The organism is Aeromonas sp. R7-4 (assembly GCF_040908055.1).
Classification (GTDB): domain Bacteria; phylum Pseudomonadota; class Gammaproteobacteria; order Enterobacterales; family Aeromonadaceae; genus Aeromonas; species Aeromonas sanarellii.
Window position 1 is genome coordinate 50,381 of record NZ_JBFODA010000050.1, and the last position, 16,580, is coordinate 66,960.

General features: G+C 60.7%; 18 protein-coding genes. 10 read left to right on the forward strand and 8 right to left on the reverse strand.

The features are described from left to right. Positions 1-91: 91 nt before the first annotated feature. Entirely contained in the window at positions 92-1,219 is a 1,128-nt protein-coding gene (locus AB5Y72_RS13225; RefSeq protein ID WP_368199068.1) for a multidrug effflux MFS transporter, read from the reverse strand. 90 nt (positions 1,220-1,309) lie between these two features. Between AB5Y72_RS13225 and AB5Y72_RS13230 the strand changes: the two genes are divergently transcribed. Beyond that, complete coding sequence (locus AB5Y72_RS13230; protein WP_318162335.1) at positions 1,310-2,134, forward strand: helix-turn-helix transcriptional regulator; 825 nt, start codon at positions 1,310-1,312, stop codon at positions 2,132-2,134. On the opposite strand, the gene AB5Y72_RS13235 is transcribed toward AB5Y72_RS13230, so the two are convergent. Continuing rightward, positions 2,064-2,297: a hypothetical protein gene (locus tag AB5Y72_RS13235; RefSeq protein ID WP_042079061.1), complete on the reverse strand. Its 234-nt coding sequence runs from the start codon at positions 2,295-2,297 to the stop codon at positions 2,064-2,066. The genes AB5Y72_RS13230 and AB5Y72_RS13235 overlap by 71 nt on opposite strands. Positions 2,298-2,580: 283 nt before the next feature. Here AB5Y72_RS13235 and AB5Y72_RS13240 point away from each other — a divergent pair, with 283 nt between their 5' ends. Next, on the forward strand, positions 2,581-3,831 hold the full coding sequence (locus AB5Y72_RS13240; RefSeq protein WP_325783297.1) for a valine--pyruvate transaminase: 1,251 nt from the start codon (positions 2,581-2,583) through the stop codon (positions 3,829-3,831). 75 nt (positions 3,832-3,906) lie between these two features. Here AB5Y72_RS13240 and AB5Y72_RS13245 read toward each other — a convergent pair whose 3' ends face one another. Together AB5Y72_RS13245 and AB5Y72_RS13250 are read right to left on the reverse strand one after the other, a co-directional pair. Then, positions 3,907-4,347, reverse strand: coding sequence for an Hsp20 family protein (locus AB5Y72_RS13245; RefSeq protein WP_325783296.1), 441 nt, complete (start codon positions 4,345-4,347; stop codon positions 3,907-3,909). Between the two features lie 95 nt (positions 4,348-4,442). Then, positions 4,443-4,856 carry an Hsp20 family protein gene (locus AB5Y72_RS13250; protein ID WP_043808971.1) on the reverse strand — a complete coding sequence of 138 codons (414 nt, stop codon included), beginning with the start codon at positions 4,854-4,856 and terminating at the stop codon, positions 4,443-4,445. 256 nt (positions 4,857-5,112) lie between these two features. Between AB5Y72_RS13250 and AB5Y72_RS13255 the strand changes: the two genes are divergently transcribed. Beyond that, on the forward strand, positions 5,113-5,883 hold the full coding sequence (locus tag AB5Y72_RS13255) for an MBL fold metallo-hydrolase (protein ID WP_325783295.1): 771 nt from the start codon (positions 5,113-5,115) through the stop codon (positions 5,881-5,883). An 85-nt stretch (positions 5,884-5,968) separates the two neighbouring features. Further along, positions 5,969-6,934, forward strand: coding sequence for a helix-turn-helix domain-containing protein (locus AB5Y72_RS13260; protein WP_323910118.1), 966 nt, complete (start codon positions 5,969-5,971; stop codon positions 6,932-6,934). A 104-nt stretch (positions 6,935-7,038) separates the two neighbouring features. Here the strand turns inward: AB5Y72_RS13260 and gyrB are convergent, their stop codons facing one another. The 4 genes from gyrB to dnaA form a co-directional block, all read right to left on the reverse strand. Then, entirely contained in the window at positions 7,039-9,450 is a 2,412-nt protein-coding gene (gene gyrB / locus AB5Y72_RS13265; protein WP_368199069.1) for a DNA topoisomerase (ATP-hydrolyzing) subunit B, read from the reverse strand. Beyond that, entirely contained in the window at positions 9,447-10,550 is a 1,104-nt protein-coding gene (gene recF / locus AB5Y72_RS13270; RefSeq protein WP_325783293.1) for a DNA replication/repair protein RecF, read from the reverse strand. The genes gyrB and recF overlap by 4 nt, the downstream gene beginning before the upstream one ends. Positions 10,551-10,552: 2 nt before the next feature. Further along, complete coding sequence (gene dnaN / locus AB5Y72_RS13275; protein WP_053287949.1) at positions 10,553-11,656, reverse strand: DNA polymerase III subunit beta; 1,104 nt, start codon at positions 11,654-11,656, stop codon at positions 10,553-10,555. An 83-nt stretch (positions 11,657-11,739) separates the two neighbouring features. Beyond that, positions 11,740-13,110 carry a chromosomal replication initiator protein DnaA gene (gene dnaA / locus AB5Y72_RS13280; protein ID WP_325783292.1) on the reverse strand — a complete coding sequence of 457 codons (1,371 nt, stop codon included), beginning with the start codon at positions 13,108-13,110 and terminating at the stop codon, positions 11,740-11,742. Between the two features lie 310 nt (positions 13,111-13,420). On the opposite strand from dnaA, the gene AB5Y72_RS13285 reads away from it, so the two are divergent. The 6 genes from AB5Y72_RS13285 to yidD all read left to right on the forward strand — a co-directional run bounded on the left by AB5Y72_RS13285 (position 13,421) and on the right by yidD (position 16,575). Continuing rightward, on the forward strand, positions 13,421-14,179 hold the full coding sequence (locus AB5Y72_RS13285) for an amino acid ABC transporter substrate-binding protein (protein ID WP_042079067.1): 759 nt from the start codon (positions 13,421-13,423) through the stop codon (positions 14,177-14,179). Further along, the gene (locus AB5Y72_RS13290) at positions 14,180-14,848 is read left to right on the forward strand and encodes an amino acid ABC transporter permease (RefSeq protein ID WP_081843891.1); all 669 of its coding nucleotides are present in this window, start codon (positions 14,180-14,182) and stop codon (positions 14,846-14,848) included. 12 nt (positions 14,849-14,860) lie between these two features. Further along, positions 14,861-15,595 carry an amino acid ABC transporter ATP-binding protein gene (locus tag AB5Y72_RS13295; protein WP_042079068.1) on the forward strand — a complete coding sequence of 245 codons (735 nt, stop codon included), beginning with the start codon at positions 14,861-14,863 and terminating at the stop codon, positions 15,593-15,595. Between the two features lie 271 nt (positions 15,596-15,866). After that, the gene (gene rpmH, locus AB5Y72_RS13300) at positions 15,867-16,001 is read left to right on the forward strand and encodes a 50S ribosomal protein L34 (protein ID WP_005307156.1); all 135 of its coding nucleotides are present in this window, start codon (positions 15,867-15,869) and stop codon (positions 15,999-16,001) included. Continuing rightward, on the forward strand, positions 16,001-16,360 hold the full coding sequence (gene rnpA / locus AB5Y72_RS13305; protein WP_010672281.1) for a ribonuclease P protein component: 360 nt from the start codon (positions 16,001-16,003) through the stop codon (positions 16,358-16,360). Before rpmH ends, rnpA begins: the two co-directional genes overlap by 1 nt. Then, on the forward strand, positions 16,327-16,575 hold the full coding sequence (yidD, locus tag AB5Y72_RS13310) for a membrane protein insertion efficiency factor YidD (RefSeq protein WP_084203073.1): 249 nt from the start codon (positions 16,327-16,329) through the stop codon (positions 16,573-16,575). Before rnpA ends, yidD begins: the two co-directional genes overlap by 34 nt. The last annotated feature ends 5 nt before the right edge of the window (positions 16,576-16,580 follow it).

A 16,580-nucleotide genomic window follows, 5' to 3' on the forward strand; every position in this document is an offset into this window, starting at 1 on the left:
CAGCAAGAAGCTGGGCGGCAACATTCCCAGTAACCCACCCTTATCGAGACTGAGTCCGGCATCGGCTACCGCTTTATCGGCAGCTGATGTTTCACGTGGAACGACGCCAGCCGCAGATCAATGCCAGCAGACCGCAGCCGCCGAGCAGCAGGCCAAGATCCTGCAACAGGGCGGCGATGGCCAACCCCAGACCGAGCAGCAGATAGTAGCCGAGCCCGAACAGGGCGCCGGCACTGCCCGCCACCTCCCGATAGGCCAGCAGCGCCTGGCTCAGCACATTGGGGATCGCCAGCCCAAACGCCACCACCACCCCCATCATGGGCAACAGGAACCAGAGGCCGCCCTGACTGAGCCACACCCAGGCCCCGCAGATGAGTGCCAGGCCGCAGGCTAGCCGAACCACTGAGGCCTGCGGCCAACCAAGCCCCAGCAGCCGCTGGTTCAGGAGGCTGCCCCCCAGGGTCGCCAGAGCAAGCAGGATCCCTGTGTAACCAAACTCGCCCGCGCTCAGCCCCAACCCGGCAAACAGGAAGGGCGCCAGGCTGTAGTAACCGAACAGCATGGTGTTGAACAGGGCCACCAGAGCGGCGCTGCGCCACAAGCCCGGGTCACGGGCCATCCGGCATGCCAGCGGCCAGAGGGCTATCTGTTGCGTGATGGCTGGGCGGGTCTCCGGCAGTTGCCAGCAGGCCACCAACAGCAATCCGGCGGCCAACACCAGCAGGGCGCCGAACACCCCGAGATAGCCGAACCAGCTCACCAGCTGGCCGCCGCTCACCAACCCCAGCACCGGGCTCAGGGAGAGCGCTATGCCCATCACCGAGAAGACCCGCGCCAGCTCGCTGCCCCGATAGCTGTCGCGCAGCATGGTCTGGGTCACCACGGAGCCCACGGCGGCGCCGAAGGCCGCGATGAGCCGGGCCAGCAGCAGAGTTTCAAATTGAGTGGCCAGCAGCGCCAGCAGAGTGCCGGTGCCATAGGTAAATAACCCCGCCAGCATGGCGGGGCGCCGCCCGACCAGATCGCACAGCCGGCCCCAGCAGACCACGCCCGCCGCAAACGCCAGAAAATAGACCGACAGGGTCTGGGATGCCTGCCCATCGCTCACCCGAAACTCAGTGGCGATCTGGGTCAGTACCGGGCTGTAGATGGTCTCCACTATCTGGGGAAACATCATCAAAGCCACCAGCAGCCAGCGCGGCGGCAACCTGTTGCTCATGACATACCTCCTTCACAAAGGCGTCATTCTAGAGAGTCACCGATTGTCCGATTACAATAAGCAGGACTATAAACATCAATAATCGGACACATGGCCTTTATTCTTCCCGATCACCCCTTCGACCCCGACCAGCACTATGGCCCCGTGGTTGGCATCGCCGCTGCCCTCGGCTGGCACGACTCCGGCCGCCATCAACACCGGCGTCATCAGCTGCTGTTCGCCCAGGCCGGCTGCATGACCATAGAGCTGGACAATCGGGTCTGCCTGCTCCCGCCGACGCGGGCAGCCTGGCTGCCAGCGGGCCTGCCCCATCGGGTGCTGATGCGCGGGGTGGTGGCCTATCGCTCCCTCTATTTCCAGCCGAGACCAGCATTGCCGACCGAGATGGCGGTGCTGGCGGTCAACCCGCTGCTGCGGGAGATCATCGAGCGGATGGCACTCTGGCCGTGGGACAAACCGGAGGTGGAACAGCATTGCACCCTGGCGCTGCTGAAGGAGGAGCTGGCGCAAGCGCCGCGGGAATCCTGGCAGCTGCCGCTGCCGTCAGACGGGCGTCTGGTCGACTGGCTGCAGGAGATAAAGCGGGGTGACACCCTGCCCGATCGGCTCAACCGGCTGGCCGAACGGGTGGGTGCCAGTGACAAGACCATAGGTCGCATCTTCATGCGGGAGACCGGCATGAGCTACCAGGCCTGGCGCCAGCAGTGGCGGCTGTTGCGGGCCATGGAACTGCTGGCCGATGCCGAGCCCATCAGCCGGGTGGCGGCTGCCCTGGAGTTTGCCAGCGACAGCGCCTTCATCAGCTTCTTCAGGCAGCACACGGGGCAGACCCCCTTGCGCTACCTCAACTCTCGGGGTGAGTCGCATCGGCCGAGCTCGCCTCCACCACCAGGGTCTCCAGGGCCAGCGGCTTGAGGTTGTGGATGGCCTCTGCCACTACGTCATGGGATGCCTGCTGCTGCAGGGCCAGCACCTCCTGCTGCAACCCGGCGCTGTCCAGTTCGGGTCTGGGGTTCTCGGCGGCCATGGCATTCAGGCTCAGGCTGCTGGCAATCAGGGTAGCGATCAGGATCTTCATCTGGTGTGCTCCGGTGTGGTTGAGATGACCAGAGAGTTATTCCAATAGTTGTGCCAGATTTATAAAATCATGATTTTATTGATATAAATAATTTTTTGATGCCTCCACGCCCCTTCCCGGATCGAATATTGGTTATTTTAAAACCTATAAATGGTTTTTTTTACCACCTCCATAATGGCAACCCTGTTCCACGTGGAACGTCCCGTTTTTTTCATCGACACCCGCTTTTGAAGTGAGCTATGGTGCTAGCTCTTCCTCTAACTGACTCTGGATTTGCCACCGAATGGAATTCTCCTTGTTCGGCGAGAAGTTCACTCGCCACGCCGGTATTACCCAACTCATGGATGACCTCAATCAGGGACTGCTGAACCCAGACGCCATCATGCTGGGAGGCGGCAACCCGGCCCCCATCCCCGCCATGCTGGAACGCTTTCAGGCCGAGGCCAAAACCCTGCTCGACAACGGCGAACTGATCAAGGCCATGGCCAACTACGATGGCCCCCAGGGCAAGGACAGATTCACCAGAGCGCTGGCCGGGCTGCTCAGCAAGGAGCTGGGCTGGGCGATCTCGTCCCGCAACATCGCCCTGACCAATGGCAGCCAGAACGCCTTCTTCTATCTGTTCAACCTGCTGGCCGGTGAGTTCGCCGACGGCCGCAAGAAGAAGGTGCTGTTCCCGCTTGCCCCCGAATACATCGGCTATGCCGACTCGGCCCTCTCGGAGGATCACTTCGTCGCCTACAAGCCCACCATAGAGAAGCTGCCCGACGGCCAGTTCAAATACCACGTGGATTTCGAGAGCCTGCAGGTGGGCGACGACATCGGGGTGATCTGCGTCTCCCGGCCAACCAACCCCACCGGCAACGTGCTCACCGACGAGGAGATCGAGCACCTCGATCAGATCGCCCGTGACAAGGGGATCCCGCTTCTCATCGACAACGCCTACGGCGTCCCCTTCCCCGGCATCATCTTCAGCGAAGCCAGGCCGTTCTGGAACGCCAACACCATCCTCTGCATGAGCCTCTCCAAGCTCGGTCTGCCGGGCACCCGTTGCGGCATCGTCATCGCCGACGAGAAGATCATCCGGGCCATCACCAACCTGAGCGGCATCATCAATCTGGCGCCGGGCAGCCTGGGCCCCGCCATCACCATTCCAATGATAGAGAGCGGTGACATCATCACCCTGAGCGAACAGGTGGTGAAACCCTTCTACCAGCAGAAAGCCGCTTTCGCGGTCCAGTTGCTGCGCGAGGCCATTCCGGATCCGCGCTTCCACATCCACAAGCCGGAGGGTGCCCTCTTCCTCTGGCTCTGGTTCGAAGACCTGCCGATCCACAGTCAGGCGCTCTACGAGCGGTTGAAGGAGAAGAACCTGCTGATCGTGCCCGGCCACTACTTCTTCCCCGGCATCGACGACCCCGAGTGGCGCCACAGCCAGGAGTGCATCCGCCTCAACTATGCCCAGAGCGAGGAACTGGTACGCCGCGGCATCGCCATTCTGGCCGACGAGATCAACGCTCTCTACGCCGGCTAATCCCTCTCGGCGATACAAAAACAGAGAGGCCTGCAAATGCAGGCCTCTCTTCTATCGGGTGGTCAGCGATACTGTTTAGCCGGGCAGCGCCAGTTGCTCGGGTTTGCCGATGGGGATGGCGCGGGGCTTGAGCGCCTCCGGCAGCTCCCGGGCCAGCTCTATGGTCAGCAGACCGTGCTCCAGTTTGGCCCCCTGCACTTCCACGTGCTGGCTCAGCTTGAAGGCGAGCTCGAAGTCCCGCTCGGCGATCCCCTGATGAAGGAACTGGCGCTCGCCCATGGAGGCGACCTTGCGCCCCTTCACCTTGAGGGTGCCGTTTTCGGTCTCCAGCTCCAGCTCATTGCGATCGAAACCAGCCACGGCAACCGTGATGCGATAGCCGTCCTGATCCCGCTTTTCGATGTTGTACGGGGGGTAGGCCGAGGTCTTCTGATCGAACAGGCCTTCCAGCTCGCGGGCCATCCGCTCGAAGCCGACGGCATTGGAATAGAGATGAGAAAAATCGAGGTTACGCATGATCCTATCCTTCTATAAAGCAACAGGGTTTACTCTCTCCACGGGCCCGTCAATCGGCACCCGGGAAACATCAACAATGCAACGAGGTCTGGCTGTCAGCCGTTGATCTCGATCTTGCGGGGCTTCATCGCCTCGGGCACTTCGCGCACTAGGTCGATGTGCAGCAGACCGTTTTTCAGGTCGGCGCCCTTCACCCGCACATAGTCGGCCAGCTGGAAGCGACGCTCGAAGCCGCGTTCGGCTATGCCTTGATAGAGGTAGTTGCGCTCGGTGTCGGCCTGTTTGTTGCCCTTCACCGTCAGCAGATTCTCCTGGAAGCTCAGCTCCAGCTCTTCCTGGGTAAAGCCCGCCACCGCCATGCTGATGCGGTAGTCGCTGTCACCCAGCTGCTCGATGTTGTAGGGGGGGTAACCGGCATTGCCATTGCTGGCGGCAGATTCGATGAGAGTGGCCAGACGATCGAAACCGATGGCAGAACGATAGAGCGGAGAGAAGTCGATAGAACGCATAGTATTACCCTCTTTTGAGCGATAACGGATTGTTTGCCCTCCTGATGGACGGGCGCCTGGTCGAAACCTCTGTCGAGCGTTCCGGCCTTGTTATCTATATAGGGGCCAGCATTTGGCTTTCAAGGGGTAAAAACAAAAGAAATACCGGCCATCAAGAATGGCCCGATTAGATCGATAATTTGCCTGCGGGCCACTCATGATCCGCCCCCCATCCCTCCATACTGGCCGTGTCCCCAACGAGAAACCGGAGCACGCCATGAAGATTACCCAGGTTCGCAACGCCACCCTGCTCATCCACTACGCAGGAGCCCGCTTCCTCATCGACCCCATGCTGGCCCCCAAGGGGAGCTACCCCGGCTTCGAAGGCATGGCCAACAGCCATCTTCGTAACCCCCTGGTAGAGCTGCCGCTGCCCATGGCGACCCTGCTGGACGTGGATGCGGTGATCGTCACCCATGACCATCTGGATCACTGGGACCCGGCCGCGCAGCAACGGGTCCCCAGGCACCTCCCTCTGTTCGTACAGCATCAGAAAGATGCCGACACCATGAGGGGATGCGGCTTCGAGGATGTGCGCCTGCTGGGCGAGGTCGGCGAGTTCGCCGGCATCCGCCTGCAACAGACGGAAGGCCGACACGGCAGCGACACCATCATGGCCTTGCTGGGAGATCGCCTTGGCGAGGTCAGCGGGGTGGTCTTCTCCCACCCGGCCGAGAAGACCCTCTATCTGGCCGGTGACACCGTCTGGAATGCCCAGGTTGAACAAGCGCTGCACCGGTACCAGCCCGAGGTCGTCATCCTCAACTGCGGCGATGCCCAGGTGACGGGTCTGGGCGCCATCATCATGGGCAAGGAGGATGTGGCCGCCGTCTATCAGGCCGCCCCGCAGGCCACCCTGATCGCCAGCCACATGGAGGCGGTCAATCATGCCCTGCTGTCCCGGTGGGAGCTGCGCGACTACCTGGACAGCCAGGGGATGGCAGACCGGGTACGGGTGCCCGAGGATGGTGAATCCATGGTGCTCTGATCGAGGGGCCTGGTACCACATGGCCCTTCGGCTTTCTGTTGCCGCCCCGTATGATGGGGATCCGAGTGCAAAGGAGTCTGCCACCATGCCCCGTCCCCTCATCGTCGCCGTCATCACCTTCGATCGCTTCAGCCCCTTTCACTGCTCGGTGCCCTGCCTCATCTTTGGCGACAAGATGATGCCGGGCCAGTCGTTGTTCGAGCTGAGGCTCTGCGCCGGGGATGACACGCGGCAACCCGCCTCCTCCCAGGGTTTTCGCATGGAGGCCGACTATGGCCTGGAGGGGCTGCTGGAGGCGGATATCATCATCATCCCCTTCTGGCGCGATCCGGCCGAGCGTCCTGCCCAACCCCTGCTCGATGCCCTGGTTGCCGCCCGGATCAGGGGAGCCCAGATAGTGGGGCTCTGTCTCGGTACCTATGTGCTGGCCTACGCCGGCCTGCTGGACGGACGCGGTGCCGCCACCCACTGGGAGTTTGAACAGGAGTTCGTCCAGCGCTTCCCCCGGGTGCGGCTCGATACCAATGCCCTCTATGTCGACGACGACGGGCTCATCACCTCGGCAGGCACCGCCGCCAGCCTGGACTGCTGCCTCTATCTGGTTCGCCAGCATCACGGCAGCCAGATTGCCAACAAGCTGGCCAGGCGACTGGTGGTGCCTCCCCATCGGGAGGGTGGCCAGGCTCAGTTCATCGAGCAGCCGGTGCCCGCCTCCACCCGGGATGCCAGGATCAACCAGCTGTTCGATCACCTGCGCCTGCACCTGGCCGCTCCCCACACCCTGGACAGCCTGGCGGAACATTGCATGATGAGCCGACGCACCTTTACCCGCCGCTTCCAGCTCGCCACCGGTCTCTCCCTCGGGGAGTGGCTGCTGGCGGAGCGCCTGCGCCGCAGCCAGACGCTGCTGGAGTCCAGCTCCCACACCGTGGAACGCATCGCCGAACTGGTGGGGCTCGGATCTGCCACCATATTGCGTAAACACTTTCGCGCCCGCTTCGGGGTGTCGCCGCGGGAGTGGCGTCGCACCTTTCGCGGTGACAGAGTCTGATGGTGGTCCCTCATGTTTAACGTGGAACGCGCCATGTCCCTTTCACCCAGAAAACAAAAAGCCGCTCACGAGGAGCGGCTTTTGATCGTTGTCAGACCGTCTGATCAGACGTCGAGGTTGGCGACCCGCAGGGCGTTGGTCTCGATGAAGTCGCGACGGGGCTCTACGGCATCCCCCATCAGGGTGGAGAAGAGCTGGTCGGCGCCGACCGCATCGTCAATGGTGACGCGCAGCATGCGACGGGCTTCCGGATCCATGGTGGTCTCCCACAGCTGCTCCGGGTTCATCTCCCCCAGCCCTTTATAGCGCTGGATGTAGATGCCGCGCTTGCCTTCGCCCATCAGCCACTCGACCGCTTCCACGAAGTTCGCGACCGGTTTGACCTTCTCGCCACGCTTGATGTAACCGCCTTCCTCGATCAGGTTGGCGATCTCCTTGCCCAGAGAGACCAGCTGACGGTACTCGGCGGACTGCAGGAAGTCGTAGCTCAGCGGGTATTCACGGTCGACCCCGTGCTGGCGTACCACGGCGTGGGGCACGAACAGGCTGCGCTCCTCGTCGCGGCGCACCTGCATCTGGTACTGGATGCCATGGTTGCTCTCGTTGAGCACGGCCTCCATGCTCTGGCACCAGGCCTGCAGATCGCTCTCGCTGGCCAGCAGGGTTTCGTCCAACTCAGGCTGATAGATCAGCTGGGTCAGCACGGCTTCCGGCGCGCGGCGGGACATGCGGGTGATGAGGTGAGAGACTGCACGGTGCTGGTTTACCAGACGCTCCAGCGCCTCGCCACCGATGGCCGGGGCAGACTCGTTGACGTGCAGGGTGGCACCATCCAGCGCCATGGCGGTCTGGTACTGCAGCAGCGCGTCCTCGTCTTTCAGGTACTGCTCCTGCTTGCCCTTCTTCACCTTGTAGAGTGGCGGCTGGGCGATGAAGACGTAGCCACGCTCGATGATTTCCGGCATCTGACGATAGAAGAAGGTCAGCAGCAGGGTACGGATGTGCGCACCATCGACGTCCGCATCCGTCATGATGATGATGTTGTGATAGCGCAGCTTGTCCGGGTTGTACTCGTCGCGACCGATGCCACAACCCAGGGCGGTGATCAGGGTGCCCACCTCCTGGGAGGAGATCATCTTGTCGAAACGGGCCTTCTCCACGTTCAGGATCTTGCCCTTGAGCGGCAGTATGGCCTGGTTCTTCCGGTTGCGACCCTGCTTGGCGGAACCGCCCGCAGAGTCCCCTTCCACTATGTAGAGTTCGGAGAGCGCCGGGTCTTTCTCCTGACAGTCGGCCAGCTTGCCGGGCAGACCGGCGATATCCAGCGCGCCCTTGCGGCGGGTCAGTTCGCGGGCCTTGCGGGCCGCTTCGCGGGCACGGGCCGCATCGATGATCTTGTTGACCACGATCTTGGCGTCGCCCGGGTTCTCCAGCAGGAAGTCTGCCAGCTTCTCGCCCATCGCCTGTTCCACGGCGGTCTTCACCTCGGACGAGACCAGCTTGTCCTTGGTCTGGGAGGAGAACTTGGGATCCGGCACCTTGACGGAGATAACGGCAATCAGACCTTCACGGACGTCGTCACCACTGGCGGCGGACTTGGCCTTCTTGCTGTAGTCCTCCTTGTCCATGTAGTTGTTCAGCGTCCGGGTCAGCGCGGTACGGAAGCCCACTAGGTGGGTACCACCATCCCGCTGCGGAATGTTGTTGGTGAAGCAGTAGACCCCTTCCTGATAGGCGTCGTTCCACTGCATGGCGACTTCGACACCGATGCCGTCCTGCTCTGTGGTGAAGTGGAACACCTTCGGGTGGATCGGGGTCTTGTTCTGGTTCAGGTACTCGACGAAGGCCTTGATGCCCCCTTCGTAGCAGAAGTGCGCCTCGCGGCCGTCACGCTCGTCCATCAGGCGGATGGAGACGCCGGAGTTGAGGAAGGAGAGCTCGCGCAGACGCTTGGCCAGGATCTCGTAGTGGAACAGGGTGTCGCTGAAGATGGTCGGGCTCGGCCAGAAGCGGACTTCGGTCCCGGTGCCGGTGCTGTCACCAATCTGCTTGAGGGGTGCCTGCGGCTCGCCCAGATGATAGGTCTGCTCGTAGACATGACCGTTGCGGCGAATGGTCAGCAGCAGCTTGTCGGAAAGCGCGTTCACCACGGAGACACCCACACCGTGCAGACCGCCGGACACCTTGTAGGAGTTGTCATCGAATTTGCCGCCGGCGTGCAGCACCGTCATGATGACTTCGGCGGCGGAACGACCCTCTTCCGGGTGGATGTCCACCGGAATGCCGCGACCGTTGTCGCGCACGGAGACGGAGCCGTCGGAATGGATCTTGACCTGGATATCGGAGCAGTAGCCAGCCAGAGCCTCGTCGATGGAGTTGTCGACGACCTCGAACACCATGTGGTGCAGGCCCGATCCATCGTCCGTATCGCCGATATACATCCCCGGGCGCTTGCGGACCGCATCCAGGCCCTTGAGCACCTTGATATTCGAGGAGTCGTAAGTATTTTCACTCATAGCTTACTCTCTGCCTTCTCTAACGTTTCGGAGATCTTGCCTTGTTCCACGTGGAACAGCTTGCAGTCACTCGCATCCATCATGTCTGCGAGCTGACCGGTATCGATGGCGGTGATGAACACCTGGGACGCGCACTGCTTCAGCCTTGCGGCCAGCAGACGACGTTTGTCGACATCCAGTTCAGAGGCAAAATCATCAATTAAAAAAATACAGCCGCGGCTGCTATGTTGATTCAAATAGAGCCCTTGGGCCAGCCGCATGGCACAGACCAGCAACTTCAGCTGACCCCTGGACAAAATATCCTGCGCGGGCACGCCGTTCGCCTTGAGCCGTACGTCCGCCTTCTGCGGACCGACCCCAGTGTACCCCAGCGAACGATCCCGTTCGAACCCCGCCTCCAGCAATGCATCGAGGGGAGTGTCTTTTTCCCAGCCTCGATAGAATCCAAGACTGATGTCGAACTCCGGCAGAAAATCCGCCGTCATCTCCTTGATCAGGGGCGTAATGGCCTGACAATAACTGGCGCGAAACTCCGCCAACTCGCCACCCAGTCGCACCAGTTCCTGATCCCAGAACGCCAGTTGACGATACTGGGTGCTCTGGCGCAGCAAGGCATTGCGCTGCTTCAACAGCCGACGCACCCGCCCCCAGAGGGAGAAGAAGGTCGGCTCCTGATGGAAAACACCCCAGTCGAGCCAGGCCCGGCGAGCCTGGGGCCCACCGGTCAGCAGGCTGAAACCATCGGGGTGGATCAACTGTACCGGCAACAGCTCCGCCAGATCGGCCAGGCGCTGGGCCTGGGCACCGGCGATCTTGAGCTGGGTTTCGCCCCCCTTGTCCTTGGCAAGCCCGATGGGCACCTGACGCCCCTCCAGCTCGCACTGGGCAAACAGGGTAAAGGCCCGCTCGCCCTGGCGGATGACCCGCCCGGTCAAATGGGTACGAAACGAGCGGCCGAGACCAAGATAATGAATGGCTTCCAGCACGCTGGTCTTGCCGCTGCCGTTGCTCCCGACCAGGATATTGAGGCCGGGAGACAGCGCGAGACTGGCGTGCTGGATGTTGCGAAAGTCGCTGAGCTGGAGTTTGACCAGGGACACGACTAGATCCGCATCGGCATCACCACGTACTGGGCATCTTGGTTCTCAAAATCCTCAATAATGGCGCTGCTGATGGAATCGCTCAGGCTGATCCGGATTTGGTCACATTTTAACGTATTCAACACGTCCAGCACATAGGAGACGTTGAAGCCGATCTCCATCTCGCCAGCGGCGTATTGTACGTCAAGCAGCTCTTCGGCTTCTTCCTGTTCCGGGTTGTTGGCGGTGATGCGCAGCAGGTTTTCCTGCAGATTGAGACGCACCCCACGGAATTTCTCGTTGGAGAGGATGGCGGCACGGGCAAAGGCCTGGCGCAGATCCTCGCGACCGGCAATCAGGGCCTTGTCGCTCCCTCTCGGGATGACGCGGCGCCAGTCCGGGAAACGGCCATCCACCAGCTTGGAGGTAAAGATAAAGCCATCCAGGGCGGCGCGCAGGTTGCTGCGGCCCACTTGCAGCCGTACCGGCTTGTCTTCCGCTTCCAGCAGGCGCACCAGCTCCAGCACCCCCTTGCGGGGCAGGATGACCTGATGATCGGGCAGCGATTCCTGCACCACTTCGCGGCGGCAGGTGGCCAGCCGGTGGCCGTCCGTCGCCACGGTACGCAGGCCGTGACCTTCGCTCTCGAACAGCATGCCGTTCAGGTAGTAGCGCACATCCTGGCTCGCCATGGAGAACTGGGTCGCGTCGATGAGTTTTTTCAGCTCCAGCTGGCTGATGTCGAACTCGAGCACGGATTCCCAATCCTCGATGTTCGGGTATTCGGTCGCCGGCAGGGTCGACAGGTTGAAGCGGGAGCGGCCGGAACGGATGATGAGGCGCTCTCCCTCGGTACTGAGGCGGATCTCCGCCCCTTCCGGCAGACCGCGACAGATGTCCAGCAGCTTGCGCGCCGGCACCGTGGTGCGGCCATCCTGGCTGTCGCTGTTGAGATAGACCTGTCCGATCATCTCCACCTCGAGATCGGTCCCGGTCAGCGACAGCAGGCCATTGCTGACATCGAGCAGGACGTTGCCGAGGATAGGCAGGGTCGGCCGGCCACCCAGGGCACCGGACACCAGTTGCAGGGGACGTAACAGGGCCTCACGGCTAATTTCGAGCTGCATCTGTGCTCTCCGTTGTTATTGGGAGGAAAGGATTCGGATCAGGCTGGAACATGCAATCTGCATCTGTGCACTCCGTTCCGTTATCAGGAAGAAAGGGTACGGATCAGGTTGGAATAGTCTTCCTTGATGTCGTGACTCTCTTCCTTCAGCTGCTCGATCTTGCGGCAGGCATGAAGAACCGTGGTGTGGTCACGGCCACCAAAGGCATCCCCTATCTCAGGCAAGCTGTGGTTCGTCAGCTCCTTGGCCAGCGCCATCGCCAGCTGGCGCGGGCGGGCAACGGAACGGGAGCGGCGCTTGGAGAGCAGATCCGCCAGCTTGATCTTGTAGTACTCCGCCACCGTCTTCTGGATGTTGTCGATGGTGACCAGCTTCTCCTGCAAGGCCAGGAGATCGCGCAGCGCCTCGCGCACGAAGTCGATGTTGATGGCGCGGCCGGTGAAGTTGGCGTTGGCGATCACCCGGTTGAGGGCGCCTTCCAGTTCACGGACGTTGGAGCGAAGCCGCTTGGCGATGAAGAAGGCCACTTCGTCCGGCAGGTGAATCTGGTTCTCGTCCGCCTTGCGCATCAGGATGGCAACCCGGGTCTCCAGCTCGGGCGGCTCGATCGCCACCGTCAGACCCCAGCCGAAGCGGGACTTGAGACGATCCTCCACCCCGTTGATCTCCTTCGGATAGCGATCCGAGGTCAGGATGATCTGCTGGTTGCCTTCGAGCAGGGCGTTGAAGGTGTGGAAGAACTCCTCCTGAGAGCGCTCCTTGTTCGCGAAGAACTGGATGTCATCGATGAGCAGGGCATCGACGCTACGGTAATAACGCTTGAACTCTTCAATGGCGTTATTCTGCAGCGCCTTCACCATGTCCTGCACGAACCGCTCGGAGTGCATGTAGATGACCTTGGCGTCTTTCTTGCGATCCTTGATGGCATTGCCAACGGCGTGCAGCAGGTGGGTCTTGCCCAGACCGGTGCCACCGTAGAGGAACAGCGGGTTGTAGGCGCCACCCGGATTGTCTGCTACCTGACGGGCAGCCGCACGGGCCAGCTGGTTGGACTTACCCTCGACGAAATTCTCGAAGGTGTAGTTCACGTTGGTGTTGCTCTTGTGATTCGGCTCGGGCTTGGCTTCGGCCTTGTTCTCCCAGCTCTTGGGAGAGTTATTCACAGGCTCGACACCGCGTGCCGGCGCCCTGGCGACCGCGACGGGATGGGGGCGATTGCCGATGTCAAAACGCAGGGTGGGAGCATCGGCCCCGCACAGCTCGTTGATGATGCCGTTGACCCGGAGCAGGTACTTGTCGCGCACCCAGTCCAGAACGAAGCGGTTCGGTGCATACAGGGTCAGAGTATTGTCACTCAACTCCGCTTGAAGCGGCCGGATCCACATGCTGAATTCTGCCGAGGGCAACTCATCTTGCAGCCGGTTAAGGCACTGCTGCCATAGCGAAGCAGTCACTCTAGACTCCCGTCAATTGATTAAGTAAAGACCGGCTATTCTACGTTTTTAGTGGCCGGATCTCCAGTTGCCGCCGCACGGATCCAGCAAATAAGATCCTTGACTTTCAAGGATCCAACGCCCCAGGATCTCATTTCATCCCCAAAGTTACCCACAGCCGCCAACCGGCGATGTGGACAGAATGGAACTCTGCGACCACAGTTATTTTATATAACCAAATATCATTTATTTTTTATATTTTATTCCAATAACATCAGCGCCGTCCCGTGATTACAACTAAAAATACAGCACTACAGAGAGAGGAATCCCCATGAAATCCACCATCAAACTGATTTCCGGCGCCGCCATTCTGCTGGCCAGCCTGTCCGGTCAAGCCATCGCCCAGGAAACCATCAAGGTCGGCATGTCCGGCAAGTATTTCCCGTTCACCTTCGTCAAGCAGGACAAGCTGCAAGGCTTCGAGGTGGACATGTGGAACCAGATCGGTGAGCGCACCGGCTACAAGGTCGAGTTCGTGACCGCCAGCTTCTCCGGCCTGTTCGGCATGCTGGAAACCGGCCGCGTCGATACCATCTCCAACCAGATCACCATCACCGACGAGCGCAAGGCCAAATACGACTTCTCCCAGCCCTACGTCTATGACGGCGCACAGATCGTGGTGCGCAAGGGCAACAACAGCATCCAGGGTCTCAAGGATCTGGAAGGCAAGACCGTTGCGGTGAACCTGGGCTCCAACTTCGAAGAGCTGCTGCGCAAGAACGACCCGAACAAGAAGATCGACATCCGCACCTATGACTCCGCCTTCGAGCAGGATGTCGCCCTGGGTCGCATCGATGCCTTCGTGATGGACCGCGTCTCCACCGCCCAGCTGATCAAGGAATCCAAGCTGCCGCTGCAACAGGCTGGCGCACCGTTCGAAACCATCGAGAACGCCCTGCCCTTCCTGAAGACTCCGGAGAAGCAGGCACTGCTGAAGAAGGTCGACGAGGCCCTGACCGCCATGCGCAAAGACGGCTCCCTGACCAAGATCTCGGAAAAATGGTTCTCTGCGGACATCACCAGCAAATAAATGATGGAATTTGATCTCGAGTACACACTAGGGCTGTTCCCCATCCTGCTCAAATACCTGGGCACCACGATGGAAATGGCCCTGTGGGGATTCGTATTGGCACTCGTACTGTCGCTGATCCTGGCGATAGTACGGGTCTTTCGCGTTCCCGCAATTCACTGGCTGGCGATGCTGTATATCTCGTTCTTCCGGGGTACCCCGCTGCTCGTCCAGCTGTTCCTGCTCTACTACGGGCTGCCGCAGCTCTTCCCCATCTTCGTGGGGATGGATGCCTTCACCGCCGCCATCATAGGCCTGACCCTGCACTTTGCCGCCTACATGGCCGAGTCGATCCGGGCCGCCATCCTCGGCATCCACAAGAGCCAGATGGAGGCTGCCCTCAGCATCGGCATGAGCCGGCTGCAGGCGATGCAGCGGATCATCCTGCCCCAGGCCGCCCGCATCGCGACGCCGTCCCTGATGAACTACTTCATCGACATGATCAAGAGCACCTCGCTGGCGTTTACCCTGGGGGTGGCCGAGATCATGGGCAAGGCGCAGATGGAGGCCTCCTCCTCCTTCAAGTTCTTCGAGAGCTTCATGGCGGTAGCCCTGGTCTACTGGGTCGTCGTCATCTTCTTCACCCGCTTGCAGCACCTGCTGGAAGTGCGCCTGAACCGCGCCTATTAAAGGAGACCTGTCATGATCAAGCTAACGGGTCTTTCCAAGGCCTATGACGGAAATCAGGTGCTCAACGGCATCGATCTTGAGGTGAAAAAGGGGGAAATCGTCGTCATCATCGGTCCCTCCGGCACCGGCAAGTCGACCCTGCTGCGCTGCCTGAACCTGCTGGAGACCCCGGACGCCGGCCGGCTCGCCATCGATGATCTGCAGCTGGACCTAGCCAGGGCCAGCGACCAGCAGGCCATCGAGCTGCGCAAGCGCGCCTCCTTCGTGTTCCAGAACTATGCCCTGTTCGCCAACAAGACGGCGCTGGACAACATCGCCGAGGGGCTCATCACCGTCTGGAAACAGCCGAAGGCGGAGGCCCGCGCCACCGCCCTCGGCATCCTCAAGGACATCGGCCTCGCCGAGAAGCAGGATGCCTACCCGGCCTCCCTCTCCGGCGGCCAGCAGCAGCGGGTCGGCATCGGCCGTGCCATGGCGGCCCACTCCAAGGTGATCCTGTTCGACGAGCCCACCTCGGCCCTGGATCCCGAATGGGTCGACGAGGTGCTGGGCCTGATGAAGCAGCTCGCCCGCCAGCACCAGACCATGGTGGTGGTGACCCACGAGATCGAGTTCGCCCGTGATGTCGCCGATCGGGTGATCTTCATGGAGGGAGGCCGGATCGTGGAGCAGGGCCCGCCGAGCCAGATATTGGTCGATCCGCAGGATCCCCGTACCCGGGAATTCCTGCGCAAAGTGCTGAAATAGCTCTCTCTTTGGCGGCTCTGCCGCCTTTTTTCTTGGCGGATCCTTGTTTAACCCAGGGTTGCCAGTATAATTCGGGGCCCTTGATCCTCCGGATCCTGCCAGCTTCTCCTGCTCTTGTTTGACGAGTAGGGCGAGACGGGAGGGAACGGCGGATTGACGAGAAGCCGAACTCTGTTTAGAATTCGGCCTCTTTTGCTAGTCGTCACACGCTATAGCTGGCGCGTCGGCTAAGTGTGACAATCAAAACTGTACAGAAATACGGAATCGAATCATGAAACGTACTTTTCAACCGTCCAACCTGAAGCGCAAGCGCTCTCACGGTTTCCGCGCCCGCATGGCTACCGCCAACGGTCGCAAAGTTCTGGCCGCTCGTCGTGCCAAGGGTCGTGCCCGCCTGGTAGTCTAATGCCTACCCAGCACACCTTCTCTCGGGAGTTACGTCTGTTAACTCCCGAACACTTCAAACGCGTTTTCGCCGAGCCTGTCCGGGCCGCTTCTCCGCAAATTACGCTTCTTGCTTGCCCCAATTCCCTCGAACACCCCCGTCTTGGTCTCGCCGTGCCCAAAAAGGCGCTCAAGCGTGCCGTCTGGCGCAACCGTGTCAAACGAGTGGTTCGGGAAAGTTTTCGCCTCAATCAAGCCAATCTGCCCGCTATCGACATCGTCGTGATCGCCAAGGGTGGCGTGAAGGAGATGGACAACGAAGCGCTGTTCAAGTTACTGGAAAAGCTATGGCGCACTCTGTCACGCCGTTGCAATGGGTAGCCATCAAACTGATACGCCTGTATCAGCTAATCCTTAGTCCCCTGCTCGGGCCGCGCTGCCGTTTCACCCCGACTTGTTCCCAATTTGCGATAGAAGCAATCCGACTTCACGGTTTCATAAAAGGCGTTTGGTTAGCCAGCAAACGTCTATTAAAATGCCATCCCTTATCCGAGGGTGGTTATGACCCGGTTCCGCAACCAAAGCGAAGAAACTGAAGACT